Genomic DNA, 18,653 nt, shown 5'->3' on the forward strand with positions numbered 1-18,653 from the left:
GATGAGGACACATGACGTTCAAGTACCCGGTCTCGCAGCCCTGGCTCGGAGGGCGTGAGCGCGAGTACGTCTTCAAGGCGGTCGACGCGGGCTGGATCTCGTCGCAGGGTTCCTACGTCGCCATGTTCGAACAGGCCTTCGCGGACTACAACGACATCGCGCACGGCGTCGCCTGTTCGTCCGGTACCGCGGCGCTCACCCTGGCGTTGCGAGCGCTCGGCGTCGGTCCCGGGGACGAGGTGATCGTCCCGGAGTTCACCATGATCGCGACCGCGTGGGCGGTCACCTACACCGGTGCGACACCGGTCTTCGTGGACTGCGGCAACGACTTGAACATAGACGTCACCCGGATCGAGGAGAAGATCACCAGCCGCACCAAGGTGATCATGCCGGTCCACGTCTACGGCCGCCGGTGCGACATGGACGCGATCATGAGCATCGCCCGCGACTACGGCGTGCGGGTGGTGGAGGACTCCGCCGAGGCGCACGGTGTACTGCCGGTCGCTGACATCGCCTGCTTCTCCCTGTACGCCAACAAGATCATCACCTCCGGCGAGGGCGGCATCGCGATCACCGACGACCCGGTGCTGGCCGGGCAGATGAGACACCTGCGGGCCATGGCGTTCAGCGACGACCACAGCTTCCTGCACAAGAAGCTGGCCTACAACTTCCGGATGACGAACATGCAGGCGGCGGTCGCACTGGCCCAGGTCGAGCGGCTGCCGGAGATCCTCGCCGGACGTCGCGACATCGAACAGCGCTACGACGCGGGCCTGACGGGCGTGCGAGGCGTGACGCTGATGCCGCCGCGGGACGTGCTCTGGATGTACGACATCCGCGCCGAACGCCGCGACGAGCTCCGCGCCTTCCTCACGCGGAACGGCATCGAGACGAGGGTGTTCTTCAAGCCGATGAGCAGGCAACCGGGGTACTTCGACCCGGACTGGTGGACGCTCAACGCGAACCGGTTCAGCGAGGACGGCCTGTACCTGCCGACCTACGGCGAGCTCACCGAGGCCGACCAGGACCACATCGTCGGCAAGGTCCGGGAGTTCTACGAGAAGGGTGAGTGAGCGTTGTCCGCACCGAACTTCCCGCCGCCGGACTACGCGCGGTTCCGGGAGCAGCCCGGTCTCACCCGGATCACCTTGCCGGGCGGTGCCCCGGTCTGGCTCATCTCCCGGCACGAGGACGTGAAGGCGGTCCTCACCGACCCCAGGATCAGCTCCAACCCGGCGCATCCCGGTTTCCCCAACCCCGGCCGTACCGGCGGCGTGCCGTCGCAGTCCGACGTGCCGGGGTGGTTCGTCGGCCTGGACGCTCCCGAGCACACCAGGTTCCGCAAAACGCTCCTGCCCGAGTTCACCGTGCGGCGGATCAAGGAGATGCGGCCGTCGATCCAGCGCATCGTCGACGGCCTGATCGACTCGATGCTCGCCGCGGGCGGCACCGCGGACCTCGTCAGCGCGTTCGCCCTCCCGGTGCCCTCGCTGGTGATCACCGACTTGCTCGGGGTCCCCTACGCCGACCACGAGTTCTTCGAGGCGAAGACGCGCACGCTCGTCACCATCTCGTCGTCCGACGAGGAACGGGACGCCGCCGGCAAGGAGATCCTGCGCTACCTCGGCCGGCTGATCACCGTCAAGCGCAAGCGGCCCGGAGACGACCTCACGACAAGGCTGATCCACGCCGGCACGATCACGCCGGAGGAACTGGCCGGCGTCACGATGCTGCTGCTGATCGCCGGGCACGAGACGACGGCCAACAACATCGCCCTCGGGGTCGTGACGCTGCTGGCCAACCCGCGGTGGATCGGTGACGACCGGGTCACGGAGGAGCTCCTGCGGCTGCACTCCGTCGCCGACATCGTGGCGTTGCGCACCGCCGTCGAGGACGTGGAGATCGCCGGTCAGCTGATCAAGGCGGGCGAGGGAGTCATCCCGCTGCTCGCGGGGGCCAACCACGACCCAGGCGCATTCTCCTGCCCGGCGGAGTTCAAACCGGACAGGGCGGAGCGCCACCACGTCGCGTTCGGCCACGGCGCCCACCTGTGCCTGGGCCACAACCTCGTGCGCGCCGAGATGGAGATCGCCTTCCGGTCGCTGTTCGAACGGATTCCGTCCCTGCGGCTCGCCGTCCCCGTCGAGGAACTCCCGTTCAAGTACGACCGCGTCCTCTTCGGACTGCACGCCCTGCCGGTCAGCTGGTAGTCCTCACCGGAAGGAACGCGAGAAGAGGCCAGGGCCGGGAATTTTCGGCCCTGGCCTCTTCTCGTGCAGTCACCAGGCCGTCGCGTGGAGCAGTCCGAACGTGGCCGGGGCCGTCCACTACCTCGTGGACGCCCCCGGCCACGGCCCGCCCCACTCGCGGTGGGCCCGGCGAATCACCCGAGCACGGTGGTGAGCCAGCCGTCCACCACGTCCGCCGTGAGACCGGAATCCTCCATCGCCAGTGCGAAGTGGTCGGTCTCGACGACGCGGACGTCCGCACCCGCCACGACCGGCTCGGCTTGCTCGTCACGCACGAGCGGTTCGCCGTCGGACATCAGCGGGACGGCGCACCGCACCAGGAGCACCGGGGCGCTGGTCGGCCGCACCTCCAGGTCCGCCATCTTCGAGAACCAGTGCGTCATCGCCGACAGCCTCGTGCTGGTCACCTTCACGGCGGTGTCGGACTCGTCCAGGTACACGCGGGTGAGATCGGTGAAGTCGGACGCTCCCCCGGAACCGTGCGTGATGCTCAGCGTGTCGAGCAGGACAACGGCCTCCGGCAGGATGCCCCAGGTGGACTCCAGCACGCCTGCGGCCGCGTAGGCGAGCGAGCCGCCCGAGGAGTGGCCGACGAGCACGAACGGTTCGCCGTCGCTCGCGTGCAGCACGCTCTCCGCGACGACCCTGCTCACCGCCTCAGCCGTGGCGGGAAGGCTCTCCCCCGGAGCGAACCCGGGCAACGGCAGCGCCTGCACGGTCCGCTTGCCGCGGAAGTGGGCGGCGATGCGCGCGTACTGGTGCACACCACCGGTCACCGTCGGCGAACTGACGCAGAGCAGCCTGGCGGGGGCGGGTCCTTCGGCGAGCGTGACCGGCTGGGGCAGTTCCACCAGCTCGGCGGGGGTCTCGAAACCGGGACGGGTGAGGGCGACCGCCTTGAGCATCTGCAGACCCTCCTGGAGCCTGCCGTTCGCCATCGCGGCGAAGAAGACCCCTTCGACGGTCTCGCTCCCGGTGTCAGCGGAGCGGCGCACGGCCGGGGCCGCCTCGCCCAGTTCCCCGTCGAGCCAGCGGGCGAGCCGGCCGGGTGTCCCGGTGTCGAAGACCACCGTGGACGGCAGGCGGACGCCCACGGCCTCGCTCAGCTTGTTGCGCAACTCGACCGCGATCAGCGAGTCGAACCCGAGGCCCAGGAAGTCGCTGTCCGGGGTGACCACGTCCTTGTCCGCGTGACCCAGCAGCGTCGCGGCGAACTCGACGACGAGATCGCACAGTGCCCGCTCCCTCTGCTCGCCGCCCAGATCGCGCAGCCGGTCCCGCAGCGTGGTGGTCGTGCGGCTCGCGGCGGCACGCCGCCCGGTCCGCACGAGGCCCCTCAGCAACGCGGGCACCTCGCCCCGTACCGCGACGGAACCCCTGCGCAGTCCGAAGGGGACGACCAGGGCCGCGTCGGCCGCGGTCGCGGCATCGAAGAGCGCCAAGCCCTGCTCGGTGCTGATCGGTGGCACGCCGCCGGACTTCCTGCGCTCGACCGTGCTGCCGAGGATCTCGCCGGTCATGGTGGTGGCGCGTTCCCACAGCGGCCAGGCGAGCGAGACCGCGGGAAGGCCCTCGCTCCTGCGCTGGTGCGCGAGGGAGTCGAGGTACACGTTGGCCGCCGCGTAGTTGGCCTGGCCGGAGCTGCCCGTCACCCCCGCGAACGACGAGAACAGGATGAACGCGGAGAGATCGCGGGTCAGTTCGTGCAGGTGCCACGCACCGTCCACCTTGGGCTTCATCACCGCGTCGAGGCGTTGCGGCGTCAGGGACTGGACCACACCGTCGTCCAGGACACCCGCGGCGTGGACGACCACCTCCAGCGGGTGCTCAGCCGGAATCCGTGCGAGCAGCGCGGCCACCGCCTCGCGGTCGGCGACGTCGCACGCGACGACCTCGACCGCGGCGCCCGCCGCCCTGAGGTCCTCGACGAGTCCCGGCTCGGCGACCCCACCACGGCTGGTGAGCAGGAGGTGGCGCATTCCGCCCCGCAGCACGAGGTGCCGGGCCAGCTCACTGCCCAGTCCCCCGGTCCCGCCGGTGATCAGCACGGTGCCCTCGGGATCCCACTCGCACGGCACCGTCAGCACGACCTTGCCCACGTGCTTGGCCAGACTCATGAACCGGAACGCCTCCGGAGCCCGCCGCACGTCCCACGTCCGCACCGGCAACGGCCGCAGCACACCCCGCTCGAACAGGCCCACCAGTTCGGTGAGCATCTGCTGGACGTGGTCGGGGTGGACCCGGCCCACGTCGAAGGGGTGGTATTCCACGTAGGGCAGGTCGCCGGGATCGCGGAGATCGGTCTTGCCCATCTCGAGGAACCGCCCGCCCGCACCGAGCAACCTCAGCGAGGCGTCGACGAACTCGCCGGTCAAGGCGTTGAGCACCACGTCCACCCGCTGGAACCTGTGCTCGAACTCGGTCGTCCTGGAAGACGCGATCCGCTCGTCCGGCACCCCGAGGGAGCGCAGCACCTCCCACTTGCCCTCGCTCGCCGTCGCGAACACCTCCGCCCCCAGGTGCTGCGCGAGCTGAAGGGCGGCCATGCCGACACCACCGGCTCCGGCGTGCACGAGGATCCGTTCACCCGCCTGGAGTCCCGCCAGGTCGAGCAGGCCGTGGTAAGCGGTCAGGAAGGCCACGGGGACCGACGCGGCGGTCTCGTCGGACCAGCCGTACGGCACCTTCACCACGAACCGCTCGTCGGTGACCGCCAGCAGCCCGAACACGCCGGGGAACATGCCCATCACCCGGTCACCGGGACGCACGCCCACGACCTCCGGGCCCGCGTCGACCACCACGCCTGCAGCTTCCGCGCCGAAGACGCCCGCGTCGCCGGGGTACATCCCCAGTGCGTTGAGCACGTCCCGGAAGTTCAGCCCGGCGGCGCGGACGCGGACGCGGACCTGCCGGCCGGTCAACGGCTCCAGCACCTCGGGACAGGGCACGAGCTCCAGCGCGTCCAGGCTGCCCTTGCGCGCACTGTCCAGGCGCCAGGGGACTCCTGCGGGCGGCACCAGGGCGCCGCCGACGGACGAAAGGGGCATCAGCCTGCCCACCTCCGCCACTCCCCCACGCACGACGACCTGGGTCTCACCGGTCCCGACCAGGCCGACCAGGCCCGGCACCGCCGCGTGCGACGCCTGGTCGCCGTCGACGTCGACCAGCAGGAACCGGCCGGGGTTCTCCGACTGGGCGGAGCGGACGAGACCCCACACCGCCGACGCCGCCAGGTCGGTGACGGGCTCGCCGTCGCGGACGGCGACCGCGCCACTGGTCACGACCAGCAGGCGCGACCGGGAGAAGCTCTCGTCGGTCAGGAACTCCTGGAGCAGAGCGAGCATCCGCGTAGTCAGTTCTCGCACAGTCGCGGGCGCGGGGTCGTCACCGGACACCGGGACGACCACCACGTCAGCGCGAGCGCCGGCCAGGGAGCTCGTGTAGGCGACGACCGACTCACCGCGCATCTGCAGCACGTAGCCGAGGTCGAAGCGGTCCGCACCCACGATGGACCAGGTGTGGTGCCCGGACGGCGCCTCCTCGGCGGGGATCCAGCCGAGAGCCAGCAACGAGTCGGCGTCCCGGCGACCGGCCGTGACCGGGCCGGGCGCCCGCATGGTCAGCGACTCCACCGACACCACCGGCGCGCCCTCGACGTCGACCGCGCTCAGCGACAGCGACGCCGGTCCCGTCTTCACCATCCGCACGCGCAACACGGAGGCCCCGGAGGCGTGCAGGGTCACGCCCTCCCACGAGAACGGAAGCCCTCCGCGGACCTCCAACCCGGCCAGGCCGGCCGTGTGCAGCGCGGCGTCGAACAACGCCGGGTGCATCCCGTAGGCCGGCACGTCCGCGAGCTGGTCTGGGACCGTGATCTCGGCGTACACCGCTCCGTCGTCCAGCCAGGCCGCCCGCACGCCCCGGAACGACGGACCGTATTCCGCGCCGCGCTCGGCGTAGCCGTCGTAGAAGTCCGCCAGGTCGGCCACCACCGCTTCCTGCGGTGGCGGCCAGCTTCCGCTGCCGAAGCCCGCGGGGTCGTCGGCGGCGGTCACGGTTCCACCGGCGTGCTGGATCCAGTCGTCGTCCTCGGCGTGCTTCGAGTGGATCTGCAGCTCGCGCCGGCCGTCCTCGTCGAGCGCGCCCACCCGCACCTGGACGTGCACCGCGCCGGACTCCGGCAGCACCAGCGGCGTGGTCAGTGTCAGCTCCTCGACCCGGCCGCACCCGCACTCGTCGCCGGCACGGATCGCCAGTTCGACGAAACCCGTGCCGGGGAACAGCACCACGCCACCGATGCGGTGGTCCGCGAGCCACGGGTGCGTGGCCAGGGAGAGCCTGCCGGTCAGCAGCACCTCGTCCGATCCGGCGACCGACACCGCGGCACCCAGCAGCGGGTGAGCCGCCGCCCTCAGCCCGGCGGTGGCCACGTCGCCCGCCGACTGGGCACCGCCGGGCCAGAACCGCTGGTGCTGGAACGCGTACGGCGGCAGGTCCACCAAGCGACCGCTGGGCACCACCCGGCGCCAGTCGACGCCGGCACCCGCGACGAAGGCCTCCGCGAGGGAGGTGAGCAGCCGCTGCGGGGTGTCGTCGTCGTGCCGCAGGGTTCCCAGCACGGCCGCTGTCGAGCCGATGGCCTCCAGCGTGTCCTGCACACCGGTGGTGAGCACGGGATGGGGACCGCACTCGATGAAGACTCCATGTCCCTCGCGCACGAGGACCTCGACGGCATCGCGGAGCCGGACGGTCCCGCGCAGGTTGTCGTACCAGTACTCGGCGTCCAGCTCGGCGGGATCTACCCACCGCGCGATCACCGTCGACAACCACGGCACCTCGCCCTGACGCGCGGTGACTCCGGCGAGGGACTCCCGCAGCTCGTCGGCCAGGGCCTCCACCTGCGCCGAGTGGGAGGCGTAGTCCACCGGGACGCGCTTCGCGCGGATCCCGTCACGCCGACACCCCTCCACGAACTCGTCGACGTCGCCCGGCTCCCCCGAGACCACCAGGCTCACGGGACCGTTGACCGCCGCGAGCGACAACCGGCCCATGCGCTCGGCCACGACCTCCTGGGAAGCGGCGACGGAGGCCATCGCGCCCTTCCCCGACAGCACGCGCTTGATGGCCTGGCTGCGCACCGCCACGATCCGCGCACCGTCCTCCAGGGACAGCACGCCCGCCACGCACGCCGCCGCGATCTCGCCCTGGGAGTGCCCCAGCACCGCCGACGGCTCCACCCCGTGCGACCGCCACACGGCCGCGAGAGACACCATCACCGCCCACGAGACGGGCTGGACGACATCGACCTCGTCGAGTTCCAGCGCTCCGCGCAGCACCTCCGTCAGCGACCAGTCCACGTACGGGCTCAAGGCCTTCTCGCAGGCGGCGATGCTCTCGGCGAACTCGGCCGAGGTCTCCAGCAGCCCGCGCCCCATCCCCCGCCACTGCGCCCCCTGGCCGGGGAACACGAGGACGGGGCGGTCGGCACCGGGCACGACCTTCCCCCGTGCCGCTTCGGTGATGCCGTCACCGGTCGCCAGCAGCACGGCCCGGTGGTCGAAGACCGGACGGGCGAGCAGCGACCAGGCCACGTCGGAGCGCGCGGCGCCGACACCGCCGAGGCGGTCCACCGCGTCCGCCACCGCCTGCGGAGACTTGGCGGACACCACCCACGGCGTCACCGGCGACTCCTGCGCGGCGGGCTGGTCGGTCGCGGGCGCCTGCTCCAGGACCACGTGCGCGTTCGTCCCGCTCACCCCGAACGACGACACACCGGCCCTGCGCGGCCTGCCCGCCTCCGGCCAGGACGTCGGCTCGGTGACGAGCGCGACCGCTCCCTCCGACCAGTCCACGTGGGACGAGGGCGCGTCGACGTGCAGGGTCGCGGGAACCGTGCCGTGCCGCAAGGCCTGCACCATCTTGATCACACCGGCCACACCCGCCGCCGCCTGGGTGTGGCCGATGTTCGACTTGACCGACCCCAGCAGCAACGGCCGGTCCCTGTCCTGGCCGTAGGTGGCCAGCAAGGCCTGCGCCTCGATCGGGTCACCGAGCACCGTGCCGGTGCCGTGGGCCTCCACGACGTCGACGTCGCGTGTGGACAGACCGGCGCCCGCCAGGGCCTGGCGGATCACACGTTGCTGCGCCGGACCGTTCGGCGCCGACAACCCGTTGGACGCGCCGTCCTGGTTCACCGCGGAACCGCGGACCACGGCCAGCACCCGGTGTCCGGCGCTCAGCGCGTCCGACAGCCGTTGCACCACCAGCACGCCGACGCCTTCGCCCCAGCCGGTGCCGTCGGCCGCGTCGGCGAACGCCTTGCACCGGCCGTCGCTCGACAACGCTCCTTGGCGGGAGAACGCCGCGAAGTTCATCGGCGTCGCCATCACCGTCACGCCGCCCGCCAGTGCCAGGGTGCACTCGCCCCGGTGCAGGGCCTGCATGGCCAGGTGCAGCGACACCAACGACGACGAGCACGCCGTGTCGACCGTCATCGCGGGGCCCTCGAAGCCGAAGGTGTAGGCCACGCGCCCGGAGAGCACGCTCGCGGCGAGGCCCGTACCGGCGTGACCCTCGACGTCCTCCTCGGACGCCAGCACGGCGTGCGCGTAATCCTGCCCGTTCGTCCCGACGAACACTCCCGTCCGGCTGCCCCGCAGCGACCGCGGGTCGATCCCGGCGTGTTCGACCGCCTCCCAGGAGACCTCCAGCAGCAGCCGCTGCTGCGGGTCCATCGCCAGCGCCTCCCGCGGGGAGATCCCGAAGAACGCGGCGTCGAAGCCGGCCACACCGGACAGGAACCCGCCGTGGTAGGTCGCGGGTGCGTCGTCGTGGGCCAGCAGGCTGAGGTCCCAGCCGCGGTCCGCGGGAAGCGGGCCCATCGCATCTCCTCCGGAGACGACGAGGTCCCACAGCTCGTCCGCGGACCTGACACCACCGGGGAACCGGCAGGCCATGCCGACGATCGCGATCGGTTCGTACCTGCCGGACTCGGCCTCCTCGAGGCGCTGACGGGTCTCGTGCAGGTCCGCGGTGACCCACTTCAGGTACTCGACGAGCTTGTCCTGCTCAGACATCGCGGTGCGCCCTTTCATTCTCACGGCAGACGGAGGATCAGCGATCCCGCAGGCGGCCGAGCTCGTTGTCGATGAACGCGAAGACCTCGTCGGTGCTCGCGGTGTGGATCCGGTCCGCGACCGCGCGCTCGTCGGACTCCTTGGTCTGACCGCTCCACTGCTCCAGCAGCAACCGCAGCCGGATCGCGACGCCTGCCCGGAGGTCGTCGTCGGCGTCGCAGGCCGCCAGCACGGACTCCAGCCGGTCCAGTTCGGCCAGCGGTGACAGGTCTCCGCCTTCCCCGGAACCACCGGCCAGCGCGGTCACCAGGTGTGCCGCCAGCGCGGCGGGTGTGGGGTGGTCGAACACCAGCGTGGCGGGCAGCCGCAGCCCGGTGACGGCGCTGAGCCGGTTGCGCAGCTCGATCGCGGTCAGCGAGTCGAACCCCAGCTGCCGGAACTCCTGGTCCGCCACGACCTCGTCCGCGTCGGTGTGCGCCAGCACCTCGGCCGCGTGCGACCGGACCAGGTCGAGGGCGAACGCGGTCCGCTCGCCCTCAGGCATCCCGCGAAGCTGGTCGGCCACCGAGTCGACGACGGGGATCGCGCGCGCGGCCGTCCGGCGCCGCGGATCGGTCGTGCTCGCGGGAGGCAGTGCGACCACCGAGGGTTCACCGGAGGCCAGCGCGGCGTCGAAGAGCCGCAGTCCCTGCTCCACCGACAAGGTCGCCGCACCGGCGCGGGACATCCGTTCGAGCGCGGCTTCGCCCAGCGTCGCGGTCATGCCCGCGGTGGGCGCCCAGGCACCCCACGCCACCGACACCGCGGGCAGGCCCTGACCCGCGCGGTGCGCCGCCAAGGCGTCGAGGAAGACGTTCGCCGCGGCGTAGTTCGCCTGTCCGGGGCTGCCCACGACACCGGAGACCGAGGAGTACAGCACGAAACCGGCGAGGTCCTTCTCCCGCGTCAGCTCGTGCAGGTGCCAGGCCGCGTCCGCCTTCGGGCGCAAGACCGCGTCGAGCCGCGGCGCGGTCAGCGAGGCGATGACGCCGTCGTCGAGCACACCCGCCGTGTGCACCACGGCTGTCAACGGGTGTTCGTCGGGGATACCCGCCAAGAGGCCGGCCAGCGACGCGCGATCGGAGACGTCGCACTCGGCGACCACGACGTGTGCGCCGTGCCCGGCCAGTTCGGCGACGAGCTCGGGGGCGCCCGGTGTGGCGAGGCCACGCCGACCGGCGAGCACGAGCCGCCGGGCTCCGTGCTCGCACACCAGGTGGCGTGCCAGCTCACTGCCCAGCCCGCCCGTACCGCCGGTGATCAGCACCGTGCCGTCCGGGTCCCACCGAGCCGGTTCGGTGCCGGCGGGCGTGCGCGTGAGCCGCCCGACGCGCACCTCACCGGCGCGGATGAGGACCTGGGTCTCGTCGGGCAGAACCTGCTCGGCCAGTCCCGCCAGCGCCACCGAGTCGTCCGAGTCGACCAGAAGCAGCCGGCCCGGTTCCTCCGACTGCGCCGAGCGGACCAGGCCCCACACCGCGGCGGCCGCGACGTCGGCCACGTGCTCACGGGCGTCCGCTGCCACGGCGCCCCTGGTGAGGAACACCAGCCGTGAAGTCGCGAACCGGTCGTCCGCCAGGAACTCCTGCACCACCTCCAGCGCACGTGCGGTCAGCAGGTGGGTGGAGGCGACGACGTCGTCGGGGTCTCCCGCGACCGGGACGACCAGGGTGCCCGGTTCCGCGTCGGCGAGCCCGCGGTCGAACCAGCCGCCGACCTCGGTGACAGGAGCCGCGGCGGGCTGGACTGCCAGTGCCGCCCACTCCAGCCGCAGGAGCGGCTCGGGCGAGCCGACGACCGCGACCGGGGTCGGCGCGGGCCCGAGCACCACCGAGGCACACGTGATCACAGGCGCTCCCGAGGCGTCCACCGCGCTCAGCGACACGGTCTCCGCTCCGCTCCTGGCCACGTGCACCCGGATCGCGGAGGCGCCGGACGCGTGCAGCGCGACGCCGCTCCACGAGAGCGGGACCACGTCGTCGAACCCGAGCAGTGCCGCGGCCCCCACGGCCGCGTCGAGCAGTGCCGGGTGCAGACCGAACGCCTCTCCGTCCTCGTGGTCGGGCAGAGAGACCTCGGCCAGCACCTCGTCGCCGTGCCGCCACACCGCCCGCAGGCCAGGGAGGCCACCGGTCTCCCGCCGTGTCGCGCCGTCCGGTGGCCACGCCGAAGTGAGCCGGGTCCCCGCGTCGAGTCCGGTGCTCAGCACGCCGGTCGCGTGTTCGACCCAGTTCCCCTCATCGGCCACGCGGGCGTGCACGTGCAGTGCGCGCCGGCCGGACTCGCCGGGAGCACCGATCCGCACCTGGACCTGGACCGCCTCGCGTTCGGGCACCACGACCGGGGCGACCACCTCCAGCTCGTCCACCCGCGCACAGCCCACCTCGTCGCCCGCCCTGATCGCCAGCTCCAGCAGGGCCGTGGACGGGAACAGCGCGACGTCACCCACCCGGTGCCCGGCCAGCCACGGATGCGTCGCCTGGGACAGCAGACCGGTCAGCACGACCTCGCCGGAGTCCGCCAGGTGCACCGAGGCGCCGAGGAACGGGTGGCGGGCCTCGACCTGGCCGACGCCGGACGGGCCCGCGCTCGCCGCCGACACCGCCGGCCAGAACCGGCGGTGCTGGAACGGGTACGGCGGGAGATCCACCAGACGCCCGGGGACGAGCACCTGCCGCCAGTCCACCTCGGCACCGCTGACGTGCAGCCGGGCCAGCGCGGTCAGCAGAGCGGTCTCCTCGTCGCGGTCCCTGCGCAGCGCCGGCACCGCGAGTCCCTCGTCCACCAGGCCCGACAGGACACCGTCGGGCCCCAGCTCCAGAAACGCGGTCACCCCCGCCTCGGTCGCCGCCCGCACCCCGTCGGCGAAACGGACGGTCTCGCGCACGTGCCTCACCCAGTACCCCGGCTCCCGGAGTTCGTCGGTGGCGGGCGCTCCGGTCAGGTTGGACACCACCGGCACCAGAGGTTCGTGCAGCGTCAACCCCTTCACGACCACGGCGAAGTCCTCGAGCATCGGCTCCATCAACGGCGAGTGGAACGCGTGCGACACCCGCAACCGGCGGGTCCTGCGCTCGGCGAACCCCTCGGCGATCGCGAGCACCCCGGCCTCCTCGCCCGAGATCACCACCGAGTCGGACCTGTTCACAGCCGCGATCGACACACCTCCGCCCAGCAGCGGCAGGACCTCCTCCTCGGTGGCCTCGATCGCGACCATCGCTCCCCGTGACGGCAGGGCCTGCATCAACGCGGCCCGTGCGTTCACCAGCGCGCACGCGTCCTCCAGCGACAGGATTCCGCCGGCGTGCGCCGCGGCGACCTCGCCGATCGAGTGGCCGCCCACGAGGACCGGCCGCACGCCCCACGACAGGACGAGGCGGAACAACGCCACCCCGACCGCGAACAGCGCGGGCTGCGCGTGCACGGTCATGTCCAGCAGGTCGGGGTCCTCCCCCCACATCACGTCCCGCAGCCCTGGGTTCAGCAGCGAGAGCGTGGTGTCGAAGGCTTCGGCGAACACGGGGAACCGCGCGTGGAGCTCCCGTCCCATCCCCAGGCGCTGCGAACCCTGTCCGGGGAAGAGGAAGGCGATCCGCTGCGGGCTCGCGACGCCCCGGGCGACCTCGGTGACACCGCCCCCCGCGGAGAGCAGCACGGCACGGTGGTCGAGGACCGGCCGCCGCGCCAACGACCAGCCGACGTCGGTCCGAGGCGAGCCGACGGACCCCAGGCTCGCGATCCGGGTGGCCAGTGCCTGCTCGGACTTCGCGGACACGACCCACGGGATCACGCGGTCGTCGTCGTGTCCGGCGTGGCCGGTTTCCGGGCCCTGCTCCAGGACCACGTGCGCGTTCGTGCCGCTGAGCCCGAATGACGACACACCGCCACGCCGCGGCCTCCCTGTAGCGGGCCACGTCGTGTTCTCAGTCGTCAGCTCCACCGCGGCCGCGGACCAGTCCACGTGCGATGAAGGCGCGTCCACGTGCAGCGTCTTCGGGGCGACACCGTGCCGCAGTGCCTGCACCATCTTGATGACGCCCGCGACTCCCGCCGCGGCCTGGGTGTGCCCGATGTTCGACTTCACCGATCCCAGCAGCAGCGGGTGCCGGCGGCCCTTGCCGTACACGGCCTGCAGTGCCTGGGCCTCGATCGGGTCTCCCAGCGGCGTCCCGGTGCCGTGTGCCTCGACGACGTCCACATCGGACGGTGCGAGGCCGGCCTGCGCCAGTGCCGCGCGGATCACGCGCTGCTGGGACGGGCCGTTGGGGGCCGTCAGCCCGTTCGACGCGCCGTCGGAGTTCACCGCCGAACCGCGCACCACCGCGAGCACCCGGTGCCCGAGGCGGTCCGCGTCGGACAACCGCTCGACCACGAGCACGCCGACGCCTTCGCCCCAGCCCGTTCCGTCCGCTCCGTCGGCGAACGCCTTGCACCGGCCGTCGGGCGACAACCCGCCCTGGCGCGAGAACCCGGCGAAGTTCATCGGTGTGGTCATCACGGTCACACCACCGGCGAGAGCCAGCCCGCACTCGCCCCGCCGGAGGGCCTCGACCGCGAGGTGCAGCGACACCAACGACGACGAGCAGGCGGTGTCGACCGTCATCGCGGGACCCTCGAAGCCGAACGTGTAGGACAACCGTCCGGAGAGGACACTCGCGGCGAGCCCGGTGCTAGCGTGCCCGGCGGTGTCCTCCCCGGAGGCGAACACGGCGTGGACGTAGTCCTGGCCGTTGGTGCCGACGAACACCCCGGTGCGGCTGCCCCGCAGCGCGACCGGATCGATCCCCGCCTGTTCCAGCGCGTCCCAGGAGACCTCCAGCAGGACCCGCTGCTGCGGATCCATGGCCAGCGCTTCCCTCGGGGAGATCCCGAAGAAGGCCGCGTCGAACCCGGCGACGTCCGGCAGGAAGGCACCGGACGACGTCGATCCCAGATCAGCGCCCAGGTCCCAGCCGCGATCGGCGGGGAAGTCGCCGATCGCGTCCCTTCCCGCGCACACCAGGTCCCACAGGTCGTCCGCCGACTCCACGCCTCCCGGGAAGCGGCAGGCCATGCCGACGACCACCACGGGGTCGTCGTCGGCGGCCACCGGCACGAGTCCGGCCCCGATGTCGTCGCGGCCGGTTCCGGTCAGCTCCGCGACCAGGAACGCCGCGAGCGAGGACGGGGTGGGGTAGTCGAACACGAGCGTCGCGGGTAGCGGGACGCCGGTGGCGGCCTTGAGCCGGTTGCGCAGCTCGATCGCGGTCAGCGAGTCGAAGCCCAGTTGGCGGAACTCGAGCTCCGCGGCGACCTCGTCCGCGTCCGCGTGTCCGAGCACCTCCGCGGCGTGCGTCCGCACGATCTCCAGAGCCCGCACCAGCCGGTCTCGCTCCGGTAGCGCGAGCAACCTCGCGGCTTCGCTCTCCACGGGGACGTCCGCCGGGCCGGGCGTCTCCCGTTTGTCCACAGCGGACGCCAGCGCGAGAACGGCCCCCTCGCCCGACGTCACCGCCAGGTCGAACAACCGCAGGCCCTGCTCCACCGAGAGCAGTTCGGCGCCCGCACGGGACATCCGCCGCAGGCTGGTCTCGTCGAGCGACGCGGTCATCCCCGCCGCAGGCTCCCACGCGCCCCACGCCACCGACGTGGCCGGCAGGCCCGCGCTCACCCGGTGCTGGGCGAGCGCGTCGAGGAAGACGTTGGCCGCGGCGTAGTTGGCCTGCCCGGGAGCTCCCAACGCTCCGGACACCGAGGAGTACAGCACGAAACCGGCGAGGTCGAGATCGCGGGTGAGCTCGTGCAGGTGCCACGCGGCGTCGGCCTTGGGGCGCAGGACCGCGCTGATCCGGTCGGCCGTGAGCGACCTGAGCACGCCGTCGTCGAGCACCCCCGCCGTGTGCACCACGGCCGTGAGCGGGTGCTCGGCCGGGATCGAGGCGAGGAGTTCCTTCACCGCGGCACGTTCGGCCACGTCGCACGCGGACACGGTCACCTGGGCTCCCAGGGCGGTCAGCTCGGCCACGAGTTCCGCGGCACCGGGTGTAGCCCCACCACGTCGGCCCGCGAGCAGCAGGTGCCGCATTCCGTGGCGCACCACCAGGTGCCGGGCCAGTTCGCTGCCGAGCCCGCCGACTCCCCCGGTGATCAGAACCGTGCCCTCCGGGTTCCAGCCGAGGCCGTCGACGACCTCGGGGGTGGCCGGTTTCCCGAGTCGGCTCGCCCGCACGACACCCGACCGCACGACCACTTCCGGCTCATCGGACGGGAGCCGGTCGGCGAGCACGGCTCGCGACGCAGCCGAGTCGTCGACGTCCACCAGCGCGAACCGTCCGGGCTCCTCGGACTGCGCGGAGCGGACCAGTCCCCACACCGCGGCGGCGGCGACGTCCGTGACGGACTCACCCGCACGGGCGGACACCGCCCCGCTCGTGACGAAGACGAGCCGGGAACCGGCGAAGCGCTCGTCGTCCAGGAAGTCCCGCAGCACCTGGAGCGCACGTGCGGTCAGGGAGTGGGCGGAGGTGATGACGTCCTCACGATCACCTGACACGGGAAGGACGAGAGTGCCCGGTCGTGCGGTGGTGATCCCGTTCTCCAGCCAGTCGTCCACCACCACCGATGATGTCGTGGCGCCCCTCACGTCCACGGGAACCCACTCGCGGTGAACCAGCGACTCCGCGGCCGGCGCCTGGTCGGCGGGCCAGTACCGGTTGCGCTGGAACGGGTACGTCGGCAGGTCCACCCGCCTCGCGCCCTGCCCGTCGAAGAACCTGGCCCACAACGGCTCCACCCCGGCGACGTGCAGGCGGCCGAACGCGGTCAGCAGTGCGGTCTCCTCGGCCCGATCACCGCGCAACACGGGTATCGCGAGCGCGTCGTCGACCAACCCGGACAGGACACCGTCCGGCCCGAGTTCGAGGAACGCGGTCGCTCCCGCGGCGGTCAGCGCTTGAAGACCGTCCGCGAACCGCACGCACTCCCGCACGTGCCGCACCCAGTACCGCGGGTCGCACACCTCGGAGGTGACCAGCCCGCCGGTCACGTTCGACACGAGCGGGATCCGCGGTTCCCGGTACGTCAGGTCCTCCAGTGTGCCGGTGAACTCGTGGAGCATCGGTTCCACGAGCGGCGAATGGAACGCGTGCGACACCTTGAGGCGAGTTGTCCTGCGGTCGTCGAACCGGCTCGCGACCGCCAGGACCGCGCTCTCGCGCCCTGCCACCACCACCGAGCCGGCGCGGTTCACCGCCGCGATCGACACGTCTCCGCCCAGCAGCGGCAGCACCTCGCCCTCGGTCGCCTCGATCGCGACCATCGCGCCGCCAGGCGGAAGACCTTCCATCAGCCGGGCCCGGGCCGACACCAACCGGCACGCGTCCTCCAGGGACAGCACGCCCGCGGCGTGTGCCGCCGCGACTTCGCCGATCGAATGCCCGCCCACGAAGTCGGGGATGATCCCCCACGCCTCGACGAGCCGCCACAGCGCGACCTCGATCGCGAACAACGCGGGCTGCGCCCACCCGGTCCGGTTCAGCGGTTCCGGGTCCGAGCCCCACATCACCTCCCGCACACCGGGATCGAGGTGCTCCAGCACCTCGTCCAACCCCTCGGCGAACTCCGGGAACCGGTCGTACAGCTCCCGTCCCATGCCCAGGCGCTGCGAGCCCTGACCGGAGAACAGGAAGGCGACGGACCTCCGTCCCGCCACTCCCCTCGCGACTTCGGTGACAGCGCCGGCGGTGGCGAGCAGGACCGCACGGTGCTCGAACGGTGTGCGGCTCAGCAGCGACCAGCCGGTGTCCACCCGGGACGTCCCGGCCGCACGCACCGCCTCGACCTGAGCCGTCAGAGCGGACTCGGTCCTCGCCGAGATCACCCAGGGGACCACGGGCGGCGCGTCGGGCCGGCTCTCCGGTTCCGGATCCTGGTCGGCCTGCTCGATGATCACGTGCGCGTTCGTGCCGCTGATCCCGAACGAGGACACCGCGGCCCGGCGGGGCCGATCGACATCGGGCCACGGCGTCGTCTCCCTCAGCAGGGCGACCGCGCCCGCCGACCAGTCCACGTGCGACGACGGCACGTCCACGTGCAGCGTCTTCGGGGCGACGCCGTGCCGCAGCGCCTGCACCATCTTGATCACACCGGCCACCCCGGCGGCGGCCTGCGTGTGCCCGATGTTCGACTTGAGCGATCCGAGCAGCAGCGGCTGGTCCCGGTCCTGCCCGTAGGCCGCCTGCAGTGCCCGCACCTCGATCGGGTCGCCGAGCGGGGTCCCGGTCCCGTGCGCCTCCACGACGTCCACTTCGGACGGTCGCAGACCTGCCGCCGCCAGCGCCTGCCGGATCACGCGGTGCTGGGCCTGCCCGTTCGGCGCGGTGAAGCCGTTGGAGGCACCGTCCTGGTTGACCGCCGAGCCGCGCAGGACGGCCAGCACCTTCCGCCCGTTGCGCGTCGCGTCGGACAGCCGTTCCAGCGCGAGCACGCCGACGCCCTCCGCCCACCCGGTGCCGTCCGCGCTGTCGGAGAACGCCTTGCACCGCCCGTCTGCGGCGAGTCCTCCCTGCCTGCTGAACTCGACCAGCGAACCCGGCGTGGACATGACGTTGACCCCACCGGCCAGCGCGAGCGAACACTCGCCGTTGCGCAGCGCCTGTGCCGCGAGGTGGACGGCCACCAGCGACGACGAGCACGCCGTGTCGACGGTGATCGCCGGCCCCTCGAAGCCGAAGGTGTAGGCGATGCGGCCGGAGGTCGCGCTCGCCGCGATCCCCGTGCCGATCCCGCCGTCGGCGTCCTCCAGCGACCCGACCACCAGGTAGGCGTAGTCCTGCCCGTTGGTGCCGACGAAGACACCGGTCCGGCTGCCGCGCAGGCCCGCGGGATCGATCCCGGCCCGTTCGACCGCCTCCCACGAGGTCTCGAGCAGCAGTCGTTGCTGCGGGTCGAGGGCGACCGCCTCCCTCGGGGAGATGCCGAAGAACGCCGCGTCGAAGTCGGTGGCGGTGCTGAGGAAACCGCCCTGGGTGCTCAGGCCCATGCCACGTGCGTCGACACCGCTGTCGCGCAGGAAGCGGAGGTCCCAGCCCCGGTCACCGGGAAAGCCGGTGATCGCGTCGCCCCCTGAGCAGGCCAGGTCCCACAGGTCCTCGGGTGAGTACACCTCACCGGGGTACCGGCAGGCCATGCCGACGATCGCGATCGGTTCGGACGCGGCGGCGAGCAGGCTCTGGTTCTGCCTGCGCAGCCGCTCGACCTCCTTCATCGACGCCCGCAGTGCCGCGACGACCTTGTCCCCGGAAGACTCCAT

The 18,653-nt window shown here is 72.2% G+C and carries 4 protein-coding genes; 2 read left to right on the forward strand and 2 right to left on the reverse strand.

Annotated elements, in window-relative coordinates; all coding sequences use genetic code 11:
- Positions 1-11: 11 nt before the first annotated feature.
- Entirely contained in the window at positions 12-1,073 is a 1,062-nt protein-coding gene (locus tag BMY74_RS41555; RefSeq protein WP_089927170.1) for a DegT/DnrJ/EryC1/StrS family aminotransferase, read from the forward strand.
- Between the two features lie 3 nt (positions 1,074-1,076).
- Complete coding sequence (locus BMY74_RS41560; protein ID WP_089927172.1) at positions 1,077-2,210, forward strand: cytochrome P450; 1,134 nt, start codon at positions 1,077-1,079, stop codon at positions 2,208-2,210.
- A gap of 173 nt (positions 2,211-2,383) precedes the next feature.
- Here the strand turns inward: BMY74_RS41560 and BMY74_RS41565 are convergent, their stop codons facing one another.
- Positions 2,384-9,325, reverse strand: a complete 6,942-nt coding sequence (locus tag BMY74_RS41565; RefSeq protein ID WP_089927175.1) for a type I polyketide synthase — start codon at positions 9,323-9,325, stop codon at positions 2,384-2,386.
- Positions 9,326-9,362: 37 nt separating this feature from the next.
- Positions 9,363-18,653 carry a type I polyketide synthase gene (locus BMY74_RS41570; RefSeq protein WP_089927178.1) on the reverse strand — a complete coding sequence of 3,097 codons (9,291 nt, stop codon included), beginning with the start codon at positions 18,651-18,653 and terminating at the stop codon, positions 9,363-9,365.

Source organism: Lentzea albida, assembly GCF_900111005.1.
Taxonomy (GTDB): domain Bacteria; phylum Actinomycetota; class Actinomycetes; order Mycobacteriales; family Pseudonocardiaceae; genus Lentzea; species Lentzea albida.